At 72.2% G+C, this 18,673-nt stretch carries 12 protein-coding genes and 4 pseudogenes; 7 read left to right on the forward strand and 9 right to left on the reverse strand.

The features are described 5' to 3' along the window. Positions 1–9: 9 nt before the first annotated feature. Genes QQK35_RS20090 through treS form a run of 3 tightly spaced genes read right to left on the reverse strand, consistent with a single transcriptional unit; the run spans position 10 to position 3,442 of the window. Entirely contained in the window at positions 10–1,389 is a 1,380-nt protein-coding gene (locus tag QQK35_RS20090) for an exonuclease domain-containing protein (RefSeq protein ID WP_344202565.1), read from the reverse strand. Beyond that, the gene (locus QQK35_RS19095) at positions 1,386–1,718 is read right to left on the reverse strand and encodes a hypothetical protein (RefSeq protein WP_284255537.1); all 333 of its coding nucleotides are present in this window, start codon (positions 1,716–1,718) and stop codon (positions 1,386–1,388) included. Before QQK35_RS19095 ends, QQK35_RS20090 begins: the two co-directional genes overlap by 4 nt. Further along, complete coding sequence (gene treS, locus QQK35_RS19100; RefSeq protein WP_284251918.1) at positions 1,715–3,442, reverse strand: maltose alpha-D-glucosyltransferase; 1,728 nt, start codon at positions 3,440–3,442, stop codon at positions 1,715–1,717. Before treS ends, QQK35_RS19095 begins: the two co-directional genes overlap by 4 nt. A gap of 70 nt (positions 3,443–3,512) precedes the next feature. On the opposite strand from treS, the gene QQK35_RS19105 reads away from it, so the two are divergent. Both QQK35_RS19105 and QQK35_RS19110 read left to right on the forward strand, forming a co-directional pair. Continuing rightward, entirely contained in the window at positions 3,513–4,397 is an 885-nt protein-coding gene (locus QQK35_RS19105; protein WP_284251920.1) for an alpha/beta fold hydrolase, read from the forward strand. 13 nt (positions 4,398–4,410) lie between these two features. Then, positions 4,411–5,504 (forward strand): annotated as a pseudogene (locus QQK35_RS19110) (glycosyltransferase family 4 protein). A 117-nt stretch (positions 5,505–5,621) separates the two neighbouring features. Here QQK35_RS19110 and QQK35_RS19115 read toward each other — a convergent pair. The 3 genes from QQK35_RS19115 to QQK35_RS19125 are packed head-to-tail and all read right to left on the reverse strand — an operon-like array spanning position 5,622 to position 7,589. Continuing rightward, positions 5,622–6,083, reverse strand: coding sequence for a YbaK/EbsC family protein (locus tag QQK35_RS19115; RefSeq protein WP_284251922.1), 462 nt, complete (start codon positions 6,081–6,083; stop codon positions 5,622–5,624). Beyond that, the gene (locus QQK35_RS19120; RefSeq protein WP_284251925.1) at positions 6,080–6,715 is read right to left on the reverse strand and encodes a histidine phosphatase family protein; all 636 of its coding nucleotides are present in this window, start codon (positions 6,713–6,715) and stop codon (positions 6,080–6,082) included. Before QQK35_RS19120 ends, QQK35_RS19115 begins: the two co-directional genes overlap by 4 nt. Before the next feature lie 25 nt (positions 6,716–6,740). Then, positions 6,741–7,589, reverse strand: a complete 849-nt coding sequence (locus QQK35_RS19125; RefSeq protein WP_425565061.1) for a Sir2 family NAD-dependent protein deacetylase — start codon at positions 7,587–7,589, stop codon at positions 6,741–6,743. Between the two features lie 71 nt (positions 7,590–7,660). Here QQK35_RS19125 and QQK35_RS19130 point away from each other — a divergent pair, with 71 nt between their 5' ends. Beyond that, positions 7,661–8,458, forward strand: coding sequence for a TrmH family RNA methyltransferase (locus QQK35_RS19130; RefSeq protein WP_284255538.1), 798 nt, complete (start codon positions 7,661–7,663; stop codon positions 8,456–8,458). A gap of 30 nt (positions 8,459–8,488) precedes the next feature. Then, positions 8,489–9,718: a D-alanyl-D-alanine carboxypeptidase family protein gene (locus tag QQK35_RS19135; protein WP_284251929.1), complete on the forward strand. Its 1,230-nt coding sequence runs from the start codon at positions 8,489–8,491 to the stop codon at positions 9,716–9,718. Positions 9,719–9,739: 21 nt separating this feature from the next. On the opposite strand, the pseudogene QQK35_RS19140 reads toward QQK35_RS19135, so the two are convergent. Further along, positions 9,740–10,524 (reverse strand): annotated as a pseudogene (locus QQK35_RS19140) (SGNH/GDSL hydrolase family protein). A 41-nt stretch (positions 10,525–10,565) separates the two neighbouring features. Here QQK35_RS19140 and dinB point away from each other — a divergent pair. From dinB to QQK35_RS19155, 3 genes and pseudogenes are all read left to right on the forward strand, one after another. Further along, a pseudogene (gene dinB, locus QQK35_RS19145) lies at positions 10,566–11,809 on the forward strand (DNA polymerase IV). A gap of 63 nt (positions 11,810–11,872) precedes the next feature. Beyond that, positions 11,873–13,641: pseudogene (locus QQK35_RS19150) on the forward strand (DEAD/DEAH box helicase). 23 nt (positions 13,642–13,664) lie between these two features. After that, positions 13,665–14,903 carry an aspartate aminotransferase type Ic gene (locus tag QQK35_RS19155; protein ID WP_284251931.1) on the forward strand — a complete coding sequence of 413 codons (1,239 nt, stop codon included), beginning with the start codon at positions 13,665–13,667 and terminating at the stop codon, positions 14,901–14,903. On the opposite strand, the gene QQK35_RS19160 is transcribed toward QQK35_RS19155, so the two are convergent. Next, positions 14,900–15,226 carry a hypothetical protein gene (locus tag QQK35_RS19160; protein ID WP_284251933.1) on the reverse strand — a complete coding sequence of 109 codons (327 nt, stop codon included), beginning with the start codon at positions 15,224–15,226 and terminating at the stop codon, positions 14,900–14,902. The genes QQK35_RS19155 and QQK35_RS19160 overlap by 4 nt on opposite strands. A 7-nt stretch (positions 15,227–15,233) precedes the next feature. Then, positions 15,234–18,653: an error-prone DNA polymerase gene (locus tag QQK35_RS19165; RefSeq protein WP_284251935.1), complete on the reverse strand. Its 3,420-nt coding sequence runs from the start codon at positions 18,651–18,653 to the stop codon at positions 15,234–15,236. Positions 18,654–18,673: the final 20 nt, after the last annotated feature.

The following is an 18,673-nucleotide window of genomic DNA, read 5'->3' on the forward strand; positions in this document are numbered from 1 at the left end:
CCCCGCCGATCAGAACAGCGCCCCGTCGGACGACGTGCGGCGCTGTTCCCATAGCGGAAGCAGTTCGTCGCGGGTGAGCGGAGCGAGCGGCAGGTCCGTGTCGAGCGACGTGATCCAGCGCAGCTCCTCGATCTCGCCGTGCGGCTGGAGCCCGTCGGCCGCCGCGACCGCGAAGACCGCGGCCGATACGATCGTGTCGGACTCGTGGGCCGCCGGTGCGCGGAAGATGCCGAGGTACTCCGCCTGATCGGCGTCGAGCTCGAGCTCGAGCTCCTCGCGCAGCTCACGGGTCAGCGCCTCGAGAGCCGACTCGCCCGGCTCGACCTTGCCGCCGGCCTGCATGAACAGCTCGGTGCCGCGCTTGCGCACGACGAGCGCCCGCCCGGCCGGATCCGTCACGATCGCGGCCGCGACGCGCAGCACCGTCGTCACCGCCGGTGCGGGAGTGGACTCGACCTCGACCTCGACCTCCGTGATGCTGATCGACTCGACCAGCGTCGTCAGCGGTACCTCGGGTGCTCGCCGAAGGTCCTCGGCCTGCGGTCCGACGCCGGGGGCGCCGCGGAGCTCGTCCGCCACGGTCGGCGCCGCGAGCCGTCGCTGATCGAACTCCGAGAAGTCGACGATGGGCACCCGTCCGGGCTGGGGCGGCAGCGGGGGCAGCGGCTGCGTGTCGACGAAGGTGTTCGGATGCCCGACCGGTCGCACGGGCCAGGAGCGGTCGCCGACGTAGCCTTCGCGCCCCGGCTTGGTGCGCACGTACTCCTCGAAGTTCTGCTGCTGGTCGGCGAACCAGATCTCCTGCCGACCGTGCAGGTCACCCGCGCTCACGCCGAGGTCGTCGGGGTAGGCGCGGGCGATCGCCTGCGCCACCCGTCCGGCGCAGATCGCGTCGGCACCGGCGTCGTGCGCGCCGTCGAGCTCCACCCCGTAGAACTCGGCGGTGACCTCGAGCGTGCGCTTGCCGCGGCGGTAGCGGTCGACGGCCTTGTCGATGACGAGCGGGTCGACGACCGGCTGCGGGTGCTCGACCGGCTCGATCGCGTGCCGCCGGCACTCCCGATCGAGGAGCGTGAGGTCGTACGGCGCGTTGTAGACGGTCAACGGGATGCCCTGCGAGAACAGCACGCGCAGCGTCTGCGCGATCTCCGCGATCGCCGCCCCGGCGGGCCGGCCCTCCGCCCGCACGCGCTCGGTGGTGATGCCGTGCACGGCGCTCGCGCCCTCCGGGACCTCGACGCCCGGATCGACGAGCCAGTCCCAGCGCGCCGTCACCCGGCCCTCGGAATCGAGCACCGCGATGCACGCCGAGACGATGCGCGCGACGTCCGTGTCGACGCCCGTGGTCTCCAGGTCGAAGACGCCCAGAGGACCGTCCCAGGTGCTCACCCGGTCAGGCTAGGCGGCGCCCCCGTCAGCACCGGGGAGGCGCACCGGGAAGAGCTCCGTCCGGGCGACCACCCGGTCTCGCTCGGGCGCGAGGACCGTGCGCCGGGGATCGCCGAGGAAGGCGTCCATGGCCTCCCGATCGGCGAACTCGATGATCTGGACCTCGTGCGGCGTGCCGTCGGCGCCCCTCCGAGCACCCGGCTCGTGACCGCGCCGCGGTGCTCGGCGACCAGCGGCAGAACGGCATCCTCGTAGCCGTGCAGGCCGGCCGCCTCGCCCTCGACCGCCCACAGGAGGCAGCAGAGCCGGATCGTTCGATCGTCGCTCACGGCCGCGGCGGCTGGTAGCGCTGGGTGCCCACGTGGAGCCAGTAGAAGCTCTGGGTGGCCATCGTGAGGGTGAGGGTGCCGTCCGGGTCGACGGTGGGGAACTCGCCGCCGCCGAAGAGGTCGTAGACGGGCGCGCCGTGATCCTCCTCCGGCATCCGGATGTGCACGGAGGCGGGGTTGTGCGAGAACGAGAACACGCACAGGATCCGCTCCGGTGCGTCGCCGAACTGCTGGCCGGAGCCGGGGTAGTCGCGGATGAACGCCAGGATCGACTCGTGGTCGGTCTCGAGCACCTGGATGCTGCCGAGCCCGAAGGTCGGGTGGGCCTTGCGCACGTGGATGACGTTGCGCACCCAATGCAGCAGCGACCGCGACTGGGCGAGCTGGGCCTCCACGTTGATCTGGTTGTAGTGGTAGACGAGCGACTGCACGACCGGCAGGTAGAGCTTGCCGGGATCGGCGGTGGAGAATCCCGAGTTGCGGTCCGGGTTCCACTGCATGGGCGTGCGGGAGGAGTCGCGATCGGGCAGCCAGATGTTGTCGCCCATGCCGATCTCGTCGCCGTAGAACAGGAACGGCGAGCCGGGCAGCGAGAACAGCAGTGCATGCGCGAGCTCGAGCTCGGCGCGGGAGTTGTCCAGCAGCGGCGCGAGGCGCCGCCGGATGCCGACGTTGGAGCGCATCCGGGGGTCGTAGGCGTACCAGCCGTACATGGCCTGGCGGTACTCCTCGCTGACCATCTCGAGCGTCAGCTCGTCGTGGTTGCGCAGGAACACGCCCCAGGCCGCGCCGTCGGGCACGTCCTGGGTCTCGGCGAGCACCCGCTGCAGCTCCGCCGCCGACTGGGACCGCAGCGAATAGAAGATGCGCGGCATGACGGGGAAGTCGAACGCCATGTGACATTCGGGGCCCTCGTCCGAGCCGAAGTACTCCGCCACCTCCGCGGGCCACTGGTTCGCCTCCGCGATGAGCACCCGTCCCGGGTACTCCCGGTCGACCAGCGCACGCACCTCGCGCAGGAACTGGTGCGTCGGCGGCTCCGACTCGCTGTTGCCCTCCTCGGACTCGTAGAGGTACGGGATGGCATCCAGCCGCAGGCCGTCGACGCCCATGTCGAGCCAGTGCCGGATGACGTCGAACATGGCCTCGTGCACGGCCGGGTTCTCGAAGTTGAGGTCGGGCTGGTGGGAGAAGAACCGGTGCCAGTAGAACTGGCGGCGCACCGGATCGAAGGCCCAGTTGGACTCCTCGTAGTCCGTGAAGATGATGCGCGCGTTCCGGTACTTCTCGTCGGTGTCGCTCCAGACGTAGAAGTCGCCGTAGGGGCCGTCCGGGTCCGACCGCGACTGCTGGAACCACTCGTGCTGGTCGGAGGTGTGGTTCATCACCAGGTCGATGACGATGCGCATGTTGCGCTCGTGGGCCTTGGTCACGAGCTCACGGAACTCGTCGAGGGTGCCGAACTCCGGCAGGATCCCCTTGTAGTCGGAGATGTCGTAGCCGCCGTCGCGCAGCGGCGAGGTGTAGATCGGCGGGATCCACAGGGCGTCGATGCCGAGCCACTGCAGGTAGTCGAGCTTCGAGATCAGGCCGCCGAGATCTCCCGTGCCGTCGCCGTTGGAGTCGACGAACGAGCGCACCATGACCTCGTAGAAGACCGACCGTCGGTACCACTGTGGATCCAGCGCCAGACCGGGCAGGGTGATCGGGGCCGTGAAGGTCACGTTTCCACCCTAGGGCTGGCCCGTCGTGCCGGGGACGGCACGCCCAGCCAGCACTCATAGACTTCGCCAGATGCCCGTACCCGCCCCGCACGCCGCCGAGCTGGCGGCCCTGCCGCTGCGCACCGGCGAGCTCGGGCTGCTCGGCAGCACCACCCGGTACTGGGACTACGGCCCGCTGCACGCCGCACGCACGATCGTGATCTGCCACGGGTACCGAGGCGACCACCACGGCCTCGAGCCGGTCATCGCGAAGCTGCCGGGCATCCGGATCATCGGCCCCGACCTGCCCGGCTTCGGCTCGTCGACGCCGATGACCGACGACCGGCACACGATCGACGGCTACGCGCGCTGGTTCGCGGCGTTCGTCGACGCGCTCGGCCTGCAGGATGCCGTGGTGCTCGGGCACTCGTTCGGGTCGATCGTCACATCGCACGCGGTGGCGGCGGGGCTGACGCCGCCGGCCCTCATCCTGGTGAACCCCATCGCCAGCGACCCGGCGAAGGTCGGCGGAGCGGGCGCGACCCGGGCCTACTACGGGCTCGCCCGGCGGCTGCCCGAGCGCATCGGTCGCGCGCTGCTCGCGGCACGGCCCATCGTGACGGTCATGTCGCGCACCCTCGTGAAGACGCCCGACAAGGCGCTGCGGCGCTGGATCCACCAGGAGCACCACCGCTACTTCAACGGCTTCAGCGACGTGCGCACGGTCGCCGAGGGGTTCGACGCGTCGCTCAGCCGGCAGGTGGGCGACGCGGCGGCGGACGTCACCGTGCCGACCCTGCTGATCGCGGGCGCCGTCGACCACATCGCGCCCGCCGCGGGGGCCCGGCAGACCGTGCGGCGGTTCCCCGACGGGCGTCTCGTCGTGCTGCCGGGGGTGGGGCACCTCATCCACTACGAGGCCTCCGAGGGCGCCGCCACCGCGATCACCGCCTTCCTCGACGAGGTGGCGCCGTGAGGCTGCCGCGGCGATGAAGATCGTCTCCGACTGCCGCTACGTGCGGGTCGACCACCACGACGGCATCAGCCGGTACAGCTCCCGGATCACGGCGGCGCTCGGCCGGCTCGCGGCGGCCTCGGGGCACGAGGTCACGATGCTCATCTGCGACGAGCGCCAGTTGGCGCTGCTGCCCGACCTGCCGTGGGCGATGGGGCCGTCGCCCACCGGCCCGGGGAGCCGTGGGTCGCCCGCCGTGTCAATCGGCTCGGACCCGACGTCGTCTTCACGCCTCTGCAGACGATGGGCACGTTCGGGCGGCGCTACCGCCTGGTGAAGACCCTGCACGACCTGATCTACCACCGGCACCGGACCCCGCCGCGCGATCTGCCGGCGTTCGTCCGGCTGCTCTGGCGGATCTACCACCTCGCGTGGTGGCCGCAGCGTCTGCTGCTGGACCGCGCGGATGCGGTCGCGACCGTGTCGGCGACGACGAAGCAGCTCATCGCACAGCACCGGCTCACGCGACGTCCCGTCGTCGTCGTCGCGAACGCGGCCGATCCCGCACCGGCCGGCGCCCGGCTCGACCGGCCGGCACCGGATCCGGCCGGCGCCGGCGGCCGGGACCTCGTCTACATGGGCTCGTTCATGCCCTACAAGAACGTCGAGACGCTCGCCCGCGCGCTGCACGAACTGCCCGGCTACCGGCTGCACCTCCTCAGCCGGATCCCGTCCGCCGCCCGCAGCCGACTCGAGGCGCTGGCACCGGCCGGCGCGCTCGTCGTGCACGACGGCACGAGCGAGGAGGAGTACCGCGCGCTGCTGCTGTCGGCGCGGGCGCTCGTGACGGCATCCCGCGACGAGGGGTTCGGGCTGCCGCTCGTGGAGGCGATGGTGCTCGGCACGCCCGTCGTCGTGAGCGACATCCCGATCTTCCGCGAGATCGGGGGAGACGCCGCGCTCTACGCACCCGCAGACGATCCCGCCGGGTTCGCCGCGGGCATCCGGCGCCTCGAGGATCCGGACGAGTGGCGCGTACGATCGGCGGCGTCGGTGCTCCAGGCCGCGCATTTCGACTGGGACCGCTCCGCGGCCGCCCTGCTGGAGCTGATGGAGTCGCTCGCCTGATCAGTCGCTCGCCTGATCCGCGACCACCGAGCGCCCACGTTCGCATCACGTCGGCACGGGTGACGGTGCCGGATCGATGCGAACGTGGGCGGTCGAACCCGTGAGCGCGCTCGGAGCTCAGGCGTCGACCGGGACGACCTCCGCGCGCGTCAGCCGCGCCAGGTCGGCGGGCCCGATGGGGAACACCGACGTCGCCGAGCCGGCAGCGGCCCAGACGACATCCAGCTCGAGCAGGTCCGCGTCCATGACCGTGCGCAACGGCGAGGAGAGGCCGAGCGGCGGCACCCCGCCGATCGAGTAGCCGGTCGCCGACTTCACGAGGGCGGCATCCGCCTTGCCGATGTCGACCCCCAACCGCGCGCCGAGCGCGGCGGTGTCGACGCGGTTCGGGCCGGAGACCAGCACGAGCAACGGCGCGCCGCCGGCCTCGAACACGAGGCTCTTGACGATCGCCGCGACGGGGCAGCCGATCGCGGCAGCGGCCTCGGCGGCCGTGTGGGTCGACTCGTCGAACTCGCGGATCTCCGGGTGCAGACCGAGCGGCGCGACGGCCGCACGGAACCGGTCGACGCCGTTCATCGGCCGCCCTCGTGCCGGGCGTCGTGCTGCTCGTCCTCGCGGGCCTCGATGGCGTTCTGCTCGTCGAGCGACGACCCGAGCGGATCGTCGAAGGCGACCAGCCGCAACTCGCCGCGCGCGAGCTCGAAGCTGTGCACCGAGCCGTTCGTGATCGGCCCGTACTCGGTCGCCGGGTCGACACGGTCGAGCACCGCGCGGATCGCGCCGCCGTGGCTGACCACGATGAGCGCGGCTCCCGGACGCGACGCCGCGATCTCCATGAGTGCGGGCACGACCCGGTTCGCCACGTCGGCGCGGGTCTCGCGCCCGGGCACGACGGTGCCGGCCGGGAACCGCCGCTCGATCTCGAGCCAGTCCATGCCCTCGGCCTCGCCGTAGTCGCGCTCGACGAGGGCGGGAACGGCATCCGGATCGCCGAGGCCGATCTCCTCGGCGATGATCGCCGCGGTCTCCCGCGCCCGCGACAACGGGCTGGCGAGCAGGCCGTCCCAGGATCGGGAGGCGAGCCGCCGCCCCGTCATCCGGGCCTGCTCGCGTCCGGTCTCGTTCAGCGGGATGTCGGTGCGGCCCTGGATGCGGCGCTGCCGGTTCCAGTCGGTCTCGCCGTGGCGCACGAGGAAGAGCAGTGTCACGCAGCCCAGGATGCCAGGTGCGCGCTCAGGTCAGGCGATCGCGCAGCGCCGCGAGCACCTCGGAGGTGCCGGCGTCGATCTTGAGCGTCGCGCGCGGGTCGCCCTTGGTGGCGCCGCGATTCACGATCACGACCGGCAGCTTGCGCTTGACCGCCTGATCCAGCAGCCGGATGCCGGAGTTCACCGCGAGCGACGAGCCGGCGATGATCATGCCCTCCGCACGCCGCACGAGCGACGCGGCCTCCGCGAACTTCTCGCGCGGCACGAATTCGCCGAAGAACACCACCTCGGGCTTCAGCACGCCGCCGCAGTTGGTGCAGGCCGGCACGATGACCTCGTCGTACGCGTCGACGTCGACGTCGCCGTCCGGGTTGAGCTTCACGTCGTCGGGGGAGGCGAGCCACGGGTTGTCGCGGGTGAGCCGGTCGGCGATGTCGGTGCGCGCGAAGATCTGGCCGCAGTGCAGGCAGCGCACCCGATCCATCGAGCCGTGGATGTCGACAACGCGCCGCGAGCCGGCCCGCAGGTGCAGCCCGTCGACGTTCTGCGTGATGACCCCGTCGGCGACGCCCAGCAGCTCGAGGTCGGCGATGGCGCGATGCCCGTCGTTGGGCTGGGCCGCCGAGAAGTGCCGCCAGCCGAGGTGACTGCCGGCCCAGTAGCGCTGGCGGGCGACCGGGTCGCTCAGGAACCGGTCGATCGTCATCGGCGTGCGGACGGGTGCGCCCTCGCCGCGGTAGTCGGGGATGCCGGAATCGGTGCTGACACCCGCTCCCGTCAGCAGCACGAGCAGCCGCCCGCCGAGCAGCTCGGCGGCCTCGTCGACGAGCGGCGCGGTCTCCGGGGCGAGCGCGTCCCGCGCGGGCGGGGTCATGACGCTCATGCGCACCTCCTGGTCAGGCTCCCCAGGGTAAACGCCGCTCTTTTCGATTATGTTTCCGCCTCGTGCATCTCGTGCCGATCTCGGACCCCGCCGATCCGGCGCTGCGCGACTACCGCGACCTCACCGACGTGGTGCTGCGGCGCCTCGCCGAGCCCGCCGGCGGGCTGTATCTGGCCGAGTCGGTACGCGTGATCGAGCGGGCCCTCGCGGCCGGGCACCTGCCCCGATCGGCGCTCGTGCTGCCCAAGTGGGTCGACGAGGTCTCGGCCGTGCTCGACCCGTATGACGTGCCGGTGTTCGTGGGGGAGCCCGACGTGCTGGAGTCGATCACCGGCTTCGTCATGCACCGCGGCGCTCTGGCCTCGATGCATCGACCGCGGCTGCGACCCGTCGCCGAGCTCCTCGCGGACGCTCGGCGCGTCGTCGTGCTCGAGGACATCGTCGACCACACCAACGTCGGGGCGATCGTGCGCTGCTGCGCCGCGCTGTCGGTGGATGCCGTCCTCATCACCCCGCGCTGCGCCGACCCGCTCTACCGGCGCAGCGTGCGCGTGTCGATGGGCACGGTGTTCCAGGTGCCGTGGACCAAGATCGACGAGTGGCCGGGCGCCGGTCTCGAGCTGCTGACGTCGCTCGGCTTCCGGGTCGCGGCGTTCGGCCTGCGCGACGACGCGATCCCGCTCGACGAGTACCGGGCCCCCGAGCGGCTCGCGCTCGTCTTCGGCACCGAGGGCGACGGGCTGATGCCCCGCACGATGGATGCCGCCGACGATGTCGTGAAGATCCCGATGGCGGGCGGCGTCGATTCTCTCAACGTCGCGTCGGCGGCCGCGGTCGCGATCTGGGCGACGCGGACCTGACGCCCGCGCGACACCGGTTAGTCTCGACCGGTGCCGACGCCCGCGACCTATCGCCGACGCCGCCTTGCCGCCCTGCTGATCGCCGTCGTCGTCGTGGGCGGCGGACTGTACGGAACGCTCACACTGCTCGCCCCCGTGCGCGGTGTGGCCGCCACCGTCACCGCTCCCGCGATCCCGCCGACCGCCGCCGCCCAGCCGGGTCTGCCGTCGTACGGCGCGAGCGCCGTCGGTGTCGTCGGGTATCCGCAGGCCGCGGCGACCGCGGGTCGCACCGACGCGGTGCCGATGGCGAGCATCAGCAAGGTCATCACGGCCCTCGTCGTGCTGCAGGCCAAGCCGCTGAAACCCGGCGAGGCGGGGCCGACGATCACGATGACGAGCGACGACGTCGCGCTCTACCGGCACTACCTCTCCCTGGACGGCGAGGTCGTGCAGGTCCAGCCCGGGTTTCGGTTCAGTGAGCTCGATCTGCTGAAGCTCGCGCTCGTGAAGTCGGCCAACAACTACGCCGGCAGCCTTGCGCTGTGGGCCTTCGGCTCCTCGGCGGGCTACGCGGATGCCGCGACCGCCTGGCTGTCCGCGCACGGCCTGACCGGCATCCACGTCGTCGAACCCACCGGCATCGACCCGCGCAACGTCGGCACGGCATCCGATCTCGTCGAACTCGGCGAACTCGCGCTGCAGGACCCGGTGGTCGCGCCGATCGTGTCGAGCGCGACGGCGACCGTGCCGAACGTCGGCAGCGTGCGCAACACGAACACGCTGCTCGGCACGGACGGGGTGGACGGGGTCAAGACCGGGACGCTCAACGACTGGGGCGCCAATCTGCTCTTCGCGAGCGACCGCACGATCGGCGGGAAGGCCATCACGATCGTGGGCGTCGTGCTGGGCGGGCGCGACCATGCGACGATCGACCGCGACATCCGGGCCCTCATCCGCAGCGTCGTCGCCGGATTCCACGTCGTCACGCTCGCGAGCAGGGGCCAGGTGTTCGGCGGCTACACGATGCCGTGGGGGCAGCGCGCCGAGCTCGTCGCGACGAAGAAGGTCACGACGCTGGTCTGGGGCGCCGTCACGGTCGCCCCGAGGGTCACGGCCGAGAATCTCACCACCGCGGTGCGCGGCGCCGACGTCGGCACCGCGCGGTTCACCGTCGCGGGCACGACGCTGAGCGTGCCGCTCGAGCTGTCGCGCGGCATCCAGGACCCGGGCTGGGGATGGCGCCTCGGGCATCCCGGGATCGTGTTCGGCGGGGTCTGAGCAGCGGGTCCTCCGCGGCGCTCAGCGCACCGCGCGCGGCACCGGTCGCTTGGGCTCGATGCCGTCGCCGGACGAGCGCCCCGTGAGCCGACGTCCGATCCATGGAACGAAGTACTCGCGCGCCCAGTCGATGTTCTCGCGCGTGGCGCGGCGCCAGCCGCTGCGCGGCAGCGGCTCCGGGCGGAACGGCTCCAGCTCGTTCGGCACCTCGAGCACGTCGAGCACCATGCGCGCGATCGTGTGGTGCCCGACGGGGAGAAGTGCAGCCGGTCGGGCGCCCACATGCGCGGATCGCGCAGCACATCCAGCGCCCACAGGTCGGCGACCCGGGCGCCGTAGCGGCTCGCGAGCGCCCGCACGTTCTCGTTGTAGATGGCCGCCTTGCCGCGCACCCGGCCGAGCACCGGGGTGCGACCGGGATCCGGGCCGGTGAAGACGACGACCGTCGCACCGCCCGAGACCAGGCGCTGCAGGCCCGTCTCGTAGCGCGCGGTGATGTCGTCCGGGTCGGTGCGCGGCCGGATGACGTCGTTGCCGCCCGCGGAGATCGTGATCAGGTCGGGGCGCAGCTCCATCGCCGCCTCCACCTGCTCGGCGAGGATCCGGTCGAGCAGACGGCCCCGGATCGCGAGGTTGGCGTAGGCGAAGCCCTCCGGCCCTCCCGCCGCCGTCTCGCTCAGCACCTCGGCGACGCGGTCCGCCCAGCCGCGGTGGCCGCCCGGCGCACCCGGTTCCGGGTCGCCGATGCCCTCGGTGAAGGAGTCGCCGATCGCGACGTAGCGCGTCCAGGCGTGTGCAGCCGTCACGCCTTCGAGCTTAAGTCCGCCGTCGCTGCGAGCATGGTGGGGTGAGCAAGCAGGACGGGAGCGGGAGGCAGGTCTCGGCCGAGCCGCTCGACGACCTGACCGCCACCATCCTGCACGTCGACATGGACGCCTTCTACGCCTCCGTCGAGCTGCTGCAGCGCCCGGACCTCGTCGGCAAGCCCGTCATCGTCGGCCATCCGAGCGCCCGCTCGGTCGTCACCGCGGCGACCTACGAGGCGCGCAAGTACGGCGTCAACTCCGCGATGTCGATGGCGCTCGCCCTGCGGCGCTGCCCCCAGGCGATCGTGCTCGAGCCGCACTTCGAGGACTACAGCCGCTATTCGAAGATCGTCATGCGACTGCTGCACGAGTTCACGCCCCGGGTCGAGCCGCTCTCGATCGACGAGGCGTTCCTGGATGTCGCGGGCGCGCTTCGCCTGTACGGCACGCCCTGGCAGATCGGCGCCCGGATCCGCGAGCGCATCCATCAGGAGACGCGGCTGCGCGCCTCCGTCGGCGCCGCGGCCACCAAGTACGTCGCCAAGCTCGCGTCATCGCTCGCCAAGCCCGACGGGCTGCTCGTCGTGCCGCGCGATCGCACGATTCAGACCCTGCATCCGCTGCCGGTGTCGGCGCTGTGGGGGTGGGCCCGAAGTCGGCCGAGCAGCTCGAGCGCCTCGGCCTGCGCACGGTCGGCGAGGTCGCCGCCGTGCCGCTGGATGCGCTGTCGCGCGCGGTCGGGCCGACCAATGCCGCGCGCCTGCAGGATCTGGCGTGGGGCCGCGACCCGCGGACGGTGCAGACCCACCACGTCGAGAAGAGCATCGGGCACGAGCTCACGTTCGAGCACGACGTGACGAGCCGGGCCGAGATCCACAAGGAGCTGCTGCGCCTCGCGGATGCCGTCGGCGCCCGGCTGCGGCGCTCCAGCGTGCAGGCCCGCACCGTCGCCCTCAAGCTCCGGTTCTCCGACTTCACGACCGTCTCGCGCTCGCGCACGCTCGCGGAGCCCACCGACCTCGGGCGACGGCTCTACGAGGAGGCGCGCACCCTCTATGACGCCGCCTCGGAGAACGGCCGGCCGGTGCGGCTCCTCGGGGTGCGGGGCGAGGGTCTCGTGGGAGCGAGCGCGGATCTGGGCCTCTGGGATGACGATGCCGCCTGGCGCGACGCGGAGTCGACCGTCGACGCGGTCGCGTCACGATTCGGTGCGGGCGCGATCGGCCCGGCGGCGCTGCTCGGCCGGTCGCCGGCGCGTCGCATCGGCGCCGACGGCGACGACTGAGCGGGTCGCCGGCGTCGACGGCCGTCTCGACCGTCGGTGTCATCGCCTACCCTCGAACACGCGATGAGTGAGCTGCCGACCTTCCGCGCGACCGCGGCAGCCGAGCACCTCCCGCCGAGCTTCCCCGAGCGCGCCCCCTGGGGCACCGCGAACCGCCTCCGCGCCTGGCAGCAGGAGGCGCTCGACACCTATTTCGCGAGCGATGCGCGCCGCGACTTCCTCGTCTCCGCCACTCCGGGCGCCGGCAAGACGACGTTCGCGCTCCGGCTCGCCAGCGAGCTGCTGCGGCGGCGGATCGTCGACCGCATCACGGTCGTGGCTCCCACCGAGCACCTCAAGACCCAGTGGGCGGAGGCGGCGCACCGGGCCGGCATCCGGCTCGACCCGAAGTTCAGCAACCGGCACGGGCGCGAGGCGCGGCATTACCACGGCGTCGTCGTCACCTACGCGCAGGTCGCCGTCAAGGCGGCCGTGCACCGGGAACTCACCGGCTGGCGCCGCACGCTCGTGATCCTCGACGAGGTGCACCACGGCGGCGACGCGCTCAGCTGGGGTGACGCGATCCGGGAGGCGTTCGAGCCGGCGACGCGACGGCTCTCGCTGACCGGCACGCCGTTCCGCAGCGACACCGCGCCGATCCCGTTCGTCACGTACCTGCGCGACGAGCGCGGCGTCCGGGTCTCGCAGACCGACTACGCCTACGGGTACGGGCGCGCGCTGCAGGACGGGGTGGTTCGTCCGGTGCTGTTCCTGAGCTACGCGGGGTCGATGCGCTGGCGCACGCGGCAGGGCGAGGAGATGTCGGCCGCGCTCGGCCAGGGCGACACGAAGGACGTCACGGCGCAGGCCTGGCGCGCGGCGCTCGACCCGTCGGGCGACTGGATTCCCGCCGTGCTGGCTGCGGCCGACCGGCGGCTGAGCGAGGTGCGCCAGAGCCTGCCGGATGCCGGGGGTCTCGTCATCGCGACCGACCAGGCGGCGGCGCGCGCGTACGCGGCCATCCTCACCGAGCTGACCGGCCGAGCCCCGACCGTCGTGCTGAGCGACGAGAAGGCGTCGAGCGACCGGATCGCGCGCTTCGCCGCGAGCGACGACCGCTGGATGGTCGCGGTGCGGATGGTCTCCGAGGGCGTCGACGTGCCGAGGCTCGCGGTCGGCGTCTACGCGACCAGCGCCGCGACACCGCTGTACTTCGCGCAGGCGGTCGGCCGGTTCGTGCGAGCGCGCCGCCGCGGCGAGCTGGCCTCGATCTTCCTGCCCAGCGTGCCGATCCTGCTCGCGCTCGCCACCGCGCTCGAACTCGAGCGCGACCACGCCCTCGATCGGGAACGCGACGACGACGAGCTGCTCGACGACGACGACCTCGACCGCGCGGAGCAGGGCGAGTCGGCCAGCGCGGACCTGCTCGACGAGGGGAGTGGACAGCGCTCGGTTCGATCGCGACGTTCGAGAAGGTGCTGTTCGACGGCGCCGAGTTCGGTCACCTCGCGGAGCCGGGCAGCGACGAGGAGTGGGACTTCATCGGCATCCCGGGCATCCTCGAGCCGGAGCAGGTGAGCGAGCTCCTGCGGTCCCGGCAGACCCGCCAGGCGCGCCGCAGCGCCGGCCGGCCGATCTCCGACGACGTGCCGCCGCCGCTGCACCGCACCCTCTCCGAGCAGCGTCAGCTTCTCAACCGGCTCGTCTCGATCCGGGCGCGCAACACGGGCCAGACGCACGCGTACGTGCACGCCGAGGTGCGGCGCGTCAACGGCGGTCCGGAGGTCGCCCGCGCCTCCGTGACGCAGTTGCAGAAGCGGATCGACTGGCTGCGCGCGCGCATCGGGCAGTAGGGCGCGGCCGGTAGCCTGAAACCATGCCCACGACCTCCGCGCGCGCCGCCTACGAGGCGCTCGTCGCCCGCGGCCTGAAGCTCGACCTGACCCGGGGCAAGCCGTCGCCCGCGCAGCTCGAGCTCGCCGCGCCGCTGCTCGCGATGGACCTCTCGCACGACTACCGCGCCGCCGACGGCACCGACGTTCGCAACTACGGGGGCGACACCGGGCTGCCCGAGCTGCGGGCGATCTTCGGCGACCTGCTCCACATCCCGGTCGAGCAACTGCTCGCGCTCGGCAACGCGAGCCTCGCGGTCATGCACGACACGATCGTCCATGCGCTGCTGCACGGCGTGCCCGGTGGCAACGTGCCCTGGCGCGACGATGACGTCGCCTTCCTGTGCCCATCGCCCGGCTACGACCGGCACTTCTCGATCACGGAGGCGTTCGGCATCCGGATGATCCCGGTGCCGTTCGACGAGGACGGTCGCCTGCCGCTCGACGTCATCGCCGAGCACCTGAAGGACCCGGCCGTGCGCGGCATGTGGTGCGTGCCGATGTTCGCCAACCCCGGCGGCGAGGTCTACGACGAGGAGACGGTGCGCGCGCTCGTGTCGCTCCCCGCCGCGGCGCCGGACTTCCGGCTGTTCTGGGACAACGCGTACTCGGTGCACGTGCTCACCGACGAGTTCCCGCCGGTCATCGACGTGCTCGGCCTCGCGGCGGACGCGGGCAACCCGGATCGGGTGTTCGTGTTCGCGTCGACGTCGAAGATCACGATGGCGGGCTCCGGGGTGGCGTTCTTCGGCTCGTCGCCCACGAATGTCGCGTGGTATCGGAAGCACGCATCGGTGCAGACGATCGGGCCCGACAAGGTCAACCAGCTGCGCCACGCGCGCCACCTCCAGGACGCCGACGGCGTCCGGGCGCTGATGCAGCGGCATCGCGCGATCATCCAGCCCAAGTTCGCGGCCGTGGAGCGGATCCTGCAGGAGCGGCTCGGCACGCCCGGATCGGGTGGCGTCGCACGCTGGACGACGCCGGCGGGCGGCTACTTCGTCGCGCTCACCGGCCCGGCCGGCACGGCGACACGTGCGGTCGACCTCGCCCGTGACGCGGGCATCGCGATCACGCCGGCGGGCGCCGCGTTCCCGTACGGGGAGGACCCGGACGACGCGGTGATCCGGATCGCTCCGACCTTCCCCGCTCTCGACGAGGTCGAGGCCGCGGTCGACGGGCTGTGCACGTGTCTGCTGCTCGCGATCGAGGAGCGCGCCTAACCTCCGTTCACCCCGCCCGGCCGGGCGAGGGTGCGCAGCCAGTGCCGGTGCGCCCAGAACGTCGCGGCCCGCAGGGTGCGGAAGTACCCGATGAGCTCGCGGTCGGCGCTGTGCTCGGCCCAGGTGACCGCGCGGTACCCGAGCTCGCCGCCGACGCGCAGCAGCCGCACGATCGCGTAGTGGGTGCCGTACTGCGTCGTGAGCCACCACTCGCCGGGCCGCTGCTCGACGGCGGCGAGGATCGGATGCCATCCGGGCGCGTACCCGATGCGCGCCCGGCCGGCGGCATCGATCCCGTCCTTCGGGTCGCTGTTGACCGCCATCGCGCGCTCACTGGAAGTCGCGCGAGCGGTGCTGGACGGGTACGCGCAGCGGCTCGAAGCGGTCGGCGAGCAGGTTGGTGACGCCCTCGGGGCTGCGCTCGAGCACCCCGCGCACGATGAGCGCGGGGGAGTCGCGCACGATCCGTCGATAACGGCCCCAGACGCCCTGCGAGCAGATGACGTTCACGAGACCGTGCTCGTCCTCGAGGTTGAGGAACGTGATCCCGGATGCCGTGGCCGGCCGCTGCCGGTGCGTCACGAGCCCCGCGACCTCGATCCGCCGTCCCGGCTCGGCGACCCGGATCGCCGCGGACGACAGCGCGCCGCGCTCGTCGAGCGCCCCGCGGAAGTGGGCGAGCGGATGGTCGTCGGTCGACATCCCGGTTGCCCAGAGGTCGGCGGCGAGGGTCTCGAACGCGCTCTGGTCGGCGAACAGCGGCGGCTGCACGGTCACGATCGAGCCGGCGAGGAACTCCTCGCGGTCCTGCGCGGCCGACCCGGCCCGCCACAGCGCCTCCCGCCGGGTGAGGCCGAACTCGTCGAACGCACCCGCGGTGGCGAGCGCCTCGAGCTGCGCCGTGACGAGGCCCGTGCGGCGCACGAGGTCCTCCATCGAACGGAACGGACCGTTCTCGTCGCGCTCGGCGACGATGCGCTGCGCGACCTTCTCGCCGATCCGGGTGACCTCGGCGAGTCCCAGGCGCACGGCGACGTTCCCGTCGCGGCGGTGCGCGGCATCGGCGACCGCTGCCGACGGATCGAACTCGGGGATCGGCGGCTGGTGGAGGGTGCGGCACGAATCCATCCCCGTGGGTGAGGGACTCCTCGACCCGCTCAGCGATTCCACACCGGCGTGCACGCCCGAGCGCTGGATGTCGGGGCGCCGCACCTCGACGCCGTGCCGGCGCGCATCGCCCGTGAGCGTGGCCGGGGAGTAGAACCCCATCGGCTGAGCCCGCAGCAGTCCCGCGAGGAACACGGCGGGGTAGTGCAGCTTGATCCACGAGCTCGCATAGACCAGCAGCGCGAAACTCAGGGCGTGGCTCTCGGCGAAGCCGAAGTTCGCGAAGGCCTCGATCTTCTCGTAGATCGCGTCGGCGGCGTCGCCCGTCAGGCCGTTCGACGCCATGCCGGCGTAGAGCTTCTCGCGCAGCTTCTCGATCTTCTCCATGCCGCGCTTGGAGCCCATGGCCCGGCGCAGCAGGTCGGCGTCCTCGCCCGAGCACTCGCCGACCGCCATCGCCATCTGCATGAGCTGCTCCTGGAACACCGGCACCCCGAGCGTGCGCTCGAGCACCGGCACGAGCTTCGGATGCGCGTAGGTCACCGCCTCCTGCCCGAGCTTGCGCCGCACGAACGGATGCACGGCGCCGCCCTGGATGGGACCCGGCCGCACGAGCGCGATCTGCACGACGAGGTCGTAGAACCGCCGTGGCTGCAGGCGGGGCAGCAGCCCCATCTGCGCGCGCGACTCCACCTGGAACACCCCGATCGAGTCCGCGCGGCACAGCATGTCGTAGACCGCGGCCTCCTCCTTGGGCAGCGTCGCGAGCTCCCACTTCTCGCCGGTGGCCTCGCGGATGAGGTCGAAGCAGTACTGCAGCGCCGCGAGCATGCCGAGCCCGAGCAGGTCGAACTTGACCAGTCCCATCCACGCCGCGTCGTCCTTGTCCCACTGGATGACGGTGCGCTTGTCCATGCGGGCGTGCTCGATCGGCACGACCTCACCGACCGGGCGCTCGGTGAGCACCATGCCGCCCGAGTGGATGCCGAGGTGCCGCGGTGCGCCGAGCAGCTCCATCGCGAGCGCGGCGACCGGCGGCGGGATGTCGTTGTCCTCCATCGACGAGAGCGACGCGCCCCAGCGCTCCACCTGCTTGGACCACGCGTCCTGCTGGCCGGGCGAGTGCCCGAGCGCCTTCGCCATGTCGCGCACGGCGTTCTTCGGCCGGTACTGGATGACGTTGGCGACCTGCGCCGCGCGCTCGCGCCCGTACTTCTCGAACGTCCACTGGATGATCTCCTCGCGCCGGTCGGAGTCGAAGTCGACGTCGATGTCGGGCTCCTCCTCGCGCAGGCTGGAGATGAACCGCTCGAACGGCAGTCCGTAGTAGATCGAGTCGACGGCCGTGATGTTCAGCAGGTAGCAGACGGCCGAGTTCGCGGCCGAGCCGCGACCCTGGCACAGGATGCCGAGGCGCCGGGCCTCGGCGACGATCCCGTAGACGATGAGGAAGTAGCCGGGGAAGTCCTTCTGCTCGATCACGGCGAGCTCGTTCTCGATGCGCTCGCGCCCGGCCTCGTCGAGGTCGGGGTACTTCTGCGGCACGGCGTCCCAGACGAGCTGCCGCAGGTATGACATCGGGGTGTGCCCCTCGGGCACCTCCTGCGTGGGCAGCGCGGGCTTCGCGCGCCGCAGCGGGAACGCGAGCTCGTCGGCCAGAGCGACCGTCCGCTCGACGGCGCCCGGATACCGCGCGAACCGCTCCTGCATCTCGCGTCCGCTGCGCAGGTGCGCGGTTCCCGCCCCGGGCAGCCAGCCGTCGAGCTCGTCGAGGCTGCGCTGGGCGCGGACCGCGGCGACCGCGGTGGCGAGCCGGTGGTGGCGCGGGGCGGCGTAGTGCACGTTGCCGGTCGCGATGACCGGCAGCCCGCGTTCGGCGGCGAGGGCGGCGAGCGCGTCGTTGCGATCGGAGTCGAGCGGCTCGCCGTGGTCGAACAGTTCGACGTAGACGTTCTCCCGCCCGAACAACCCCGCGAGCCGGTCGAGCTCCTCGCCCGCGGCCATACGACCCGCCGGACCGAAGCCGCGCTCCTCGAGCGCGCGCCGCACCGCGCCCTTGCGGCATCCGGTGAGGATCACCCAGTGCCCGCCGGCGATCTCGGCGAGCTCGCCCAGGTCGTAGGCCGGGCGCCCCTTCTCGCCGCCGCGCAGCTGGGCGGCCGTGATCGCGCCCGAGAGCCGGTGGTAGCCCTCCTCCTGCCGGGCGAGCACGAGCAGGTGGTCGCCCTCGGGGTCGGGTTCGCCGTTCTGCGGGGCGCTCAGCCCGAGCGAGAGCTCCGCCCCGAACACCGTCTGCACCTCGGCCTGCTCGGCCGCCTCGGCGAACCGCGCGAGTCCGTAGAAGCCGTCGTGGTCGGTGATGGCGAGCGCGTGCAGGCCGAGCCGATCCGCCTCCTCGAGCAGCTCCTCGGGGCTGGAGGCGCCGTCGAGGAAGCTGTAGTGCGAGTGCGCGTGCAACTCGGCGTAGGGGACCGCCGCGCGGTCGCGCACGATGTCGTCGGGCCGCTGGTACGGACCGCGGCGCAACGACCACGCCGGGCTGTCGCCGCCGTCGGCCGCAGCGGGCATCTGCTTCGGCCGGCGCCGGTCGCTCAGCTTGCGCTCGATCTCCGACCACGGGATCGGCGGATTGTCGAAGCCCATCGCCTACTCCCGGCCGATCA

The sequence above is a fragment of the Pseudolysinimonas kribbensis genome (assembly GCF_030161895.1).
Lineage (GTDB): Bacteria > Actinomycetota > Actinomycetes > Actinomycetales > Microbacteriaceae > Pseudolysinimonas > Pseudolysinimonas kribbensis.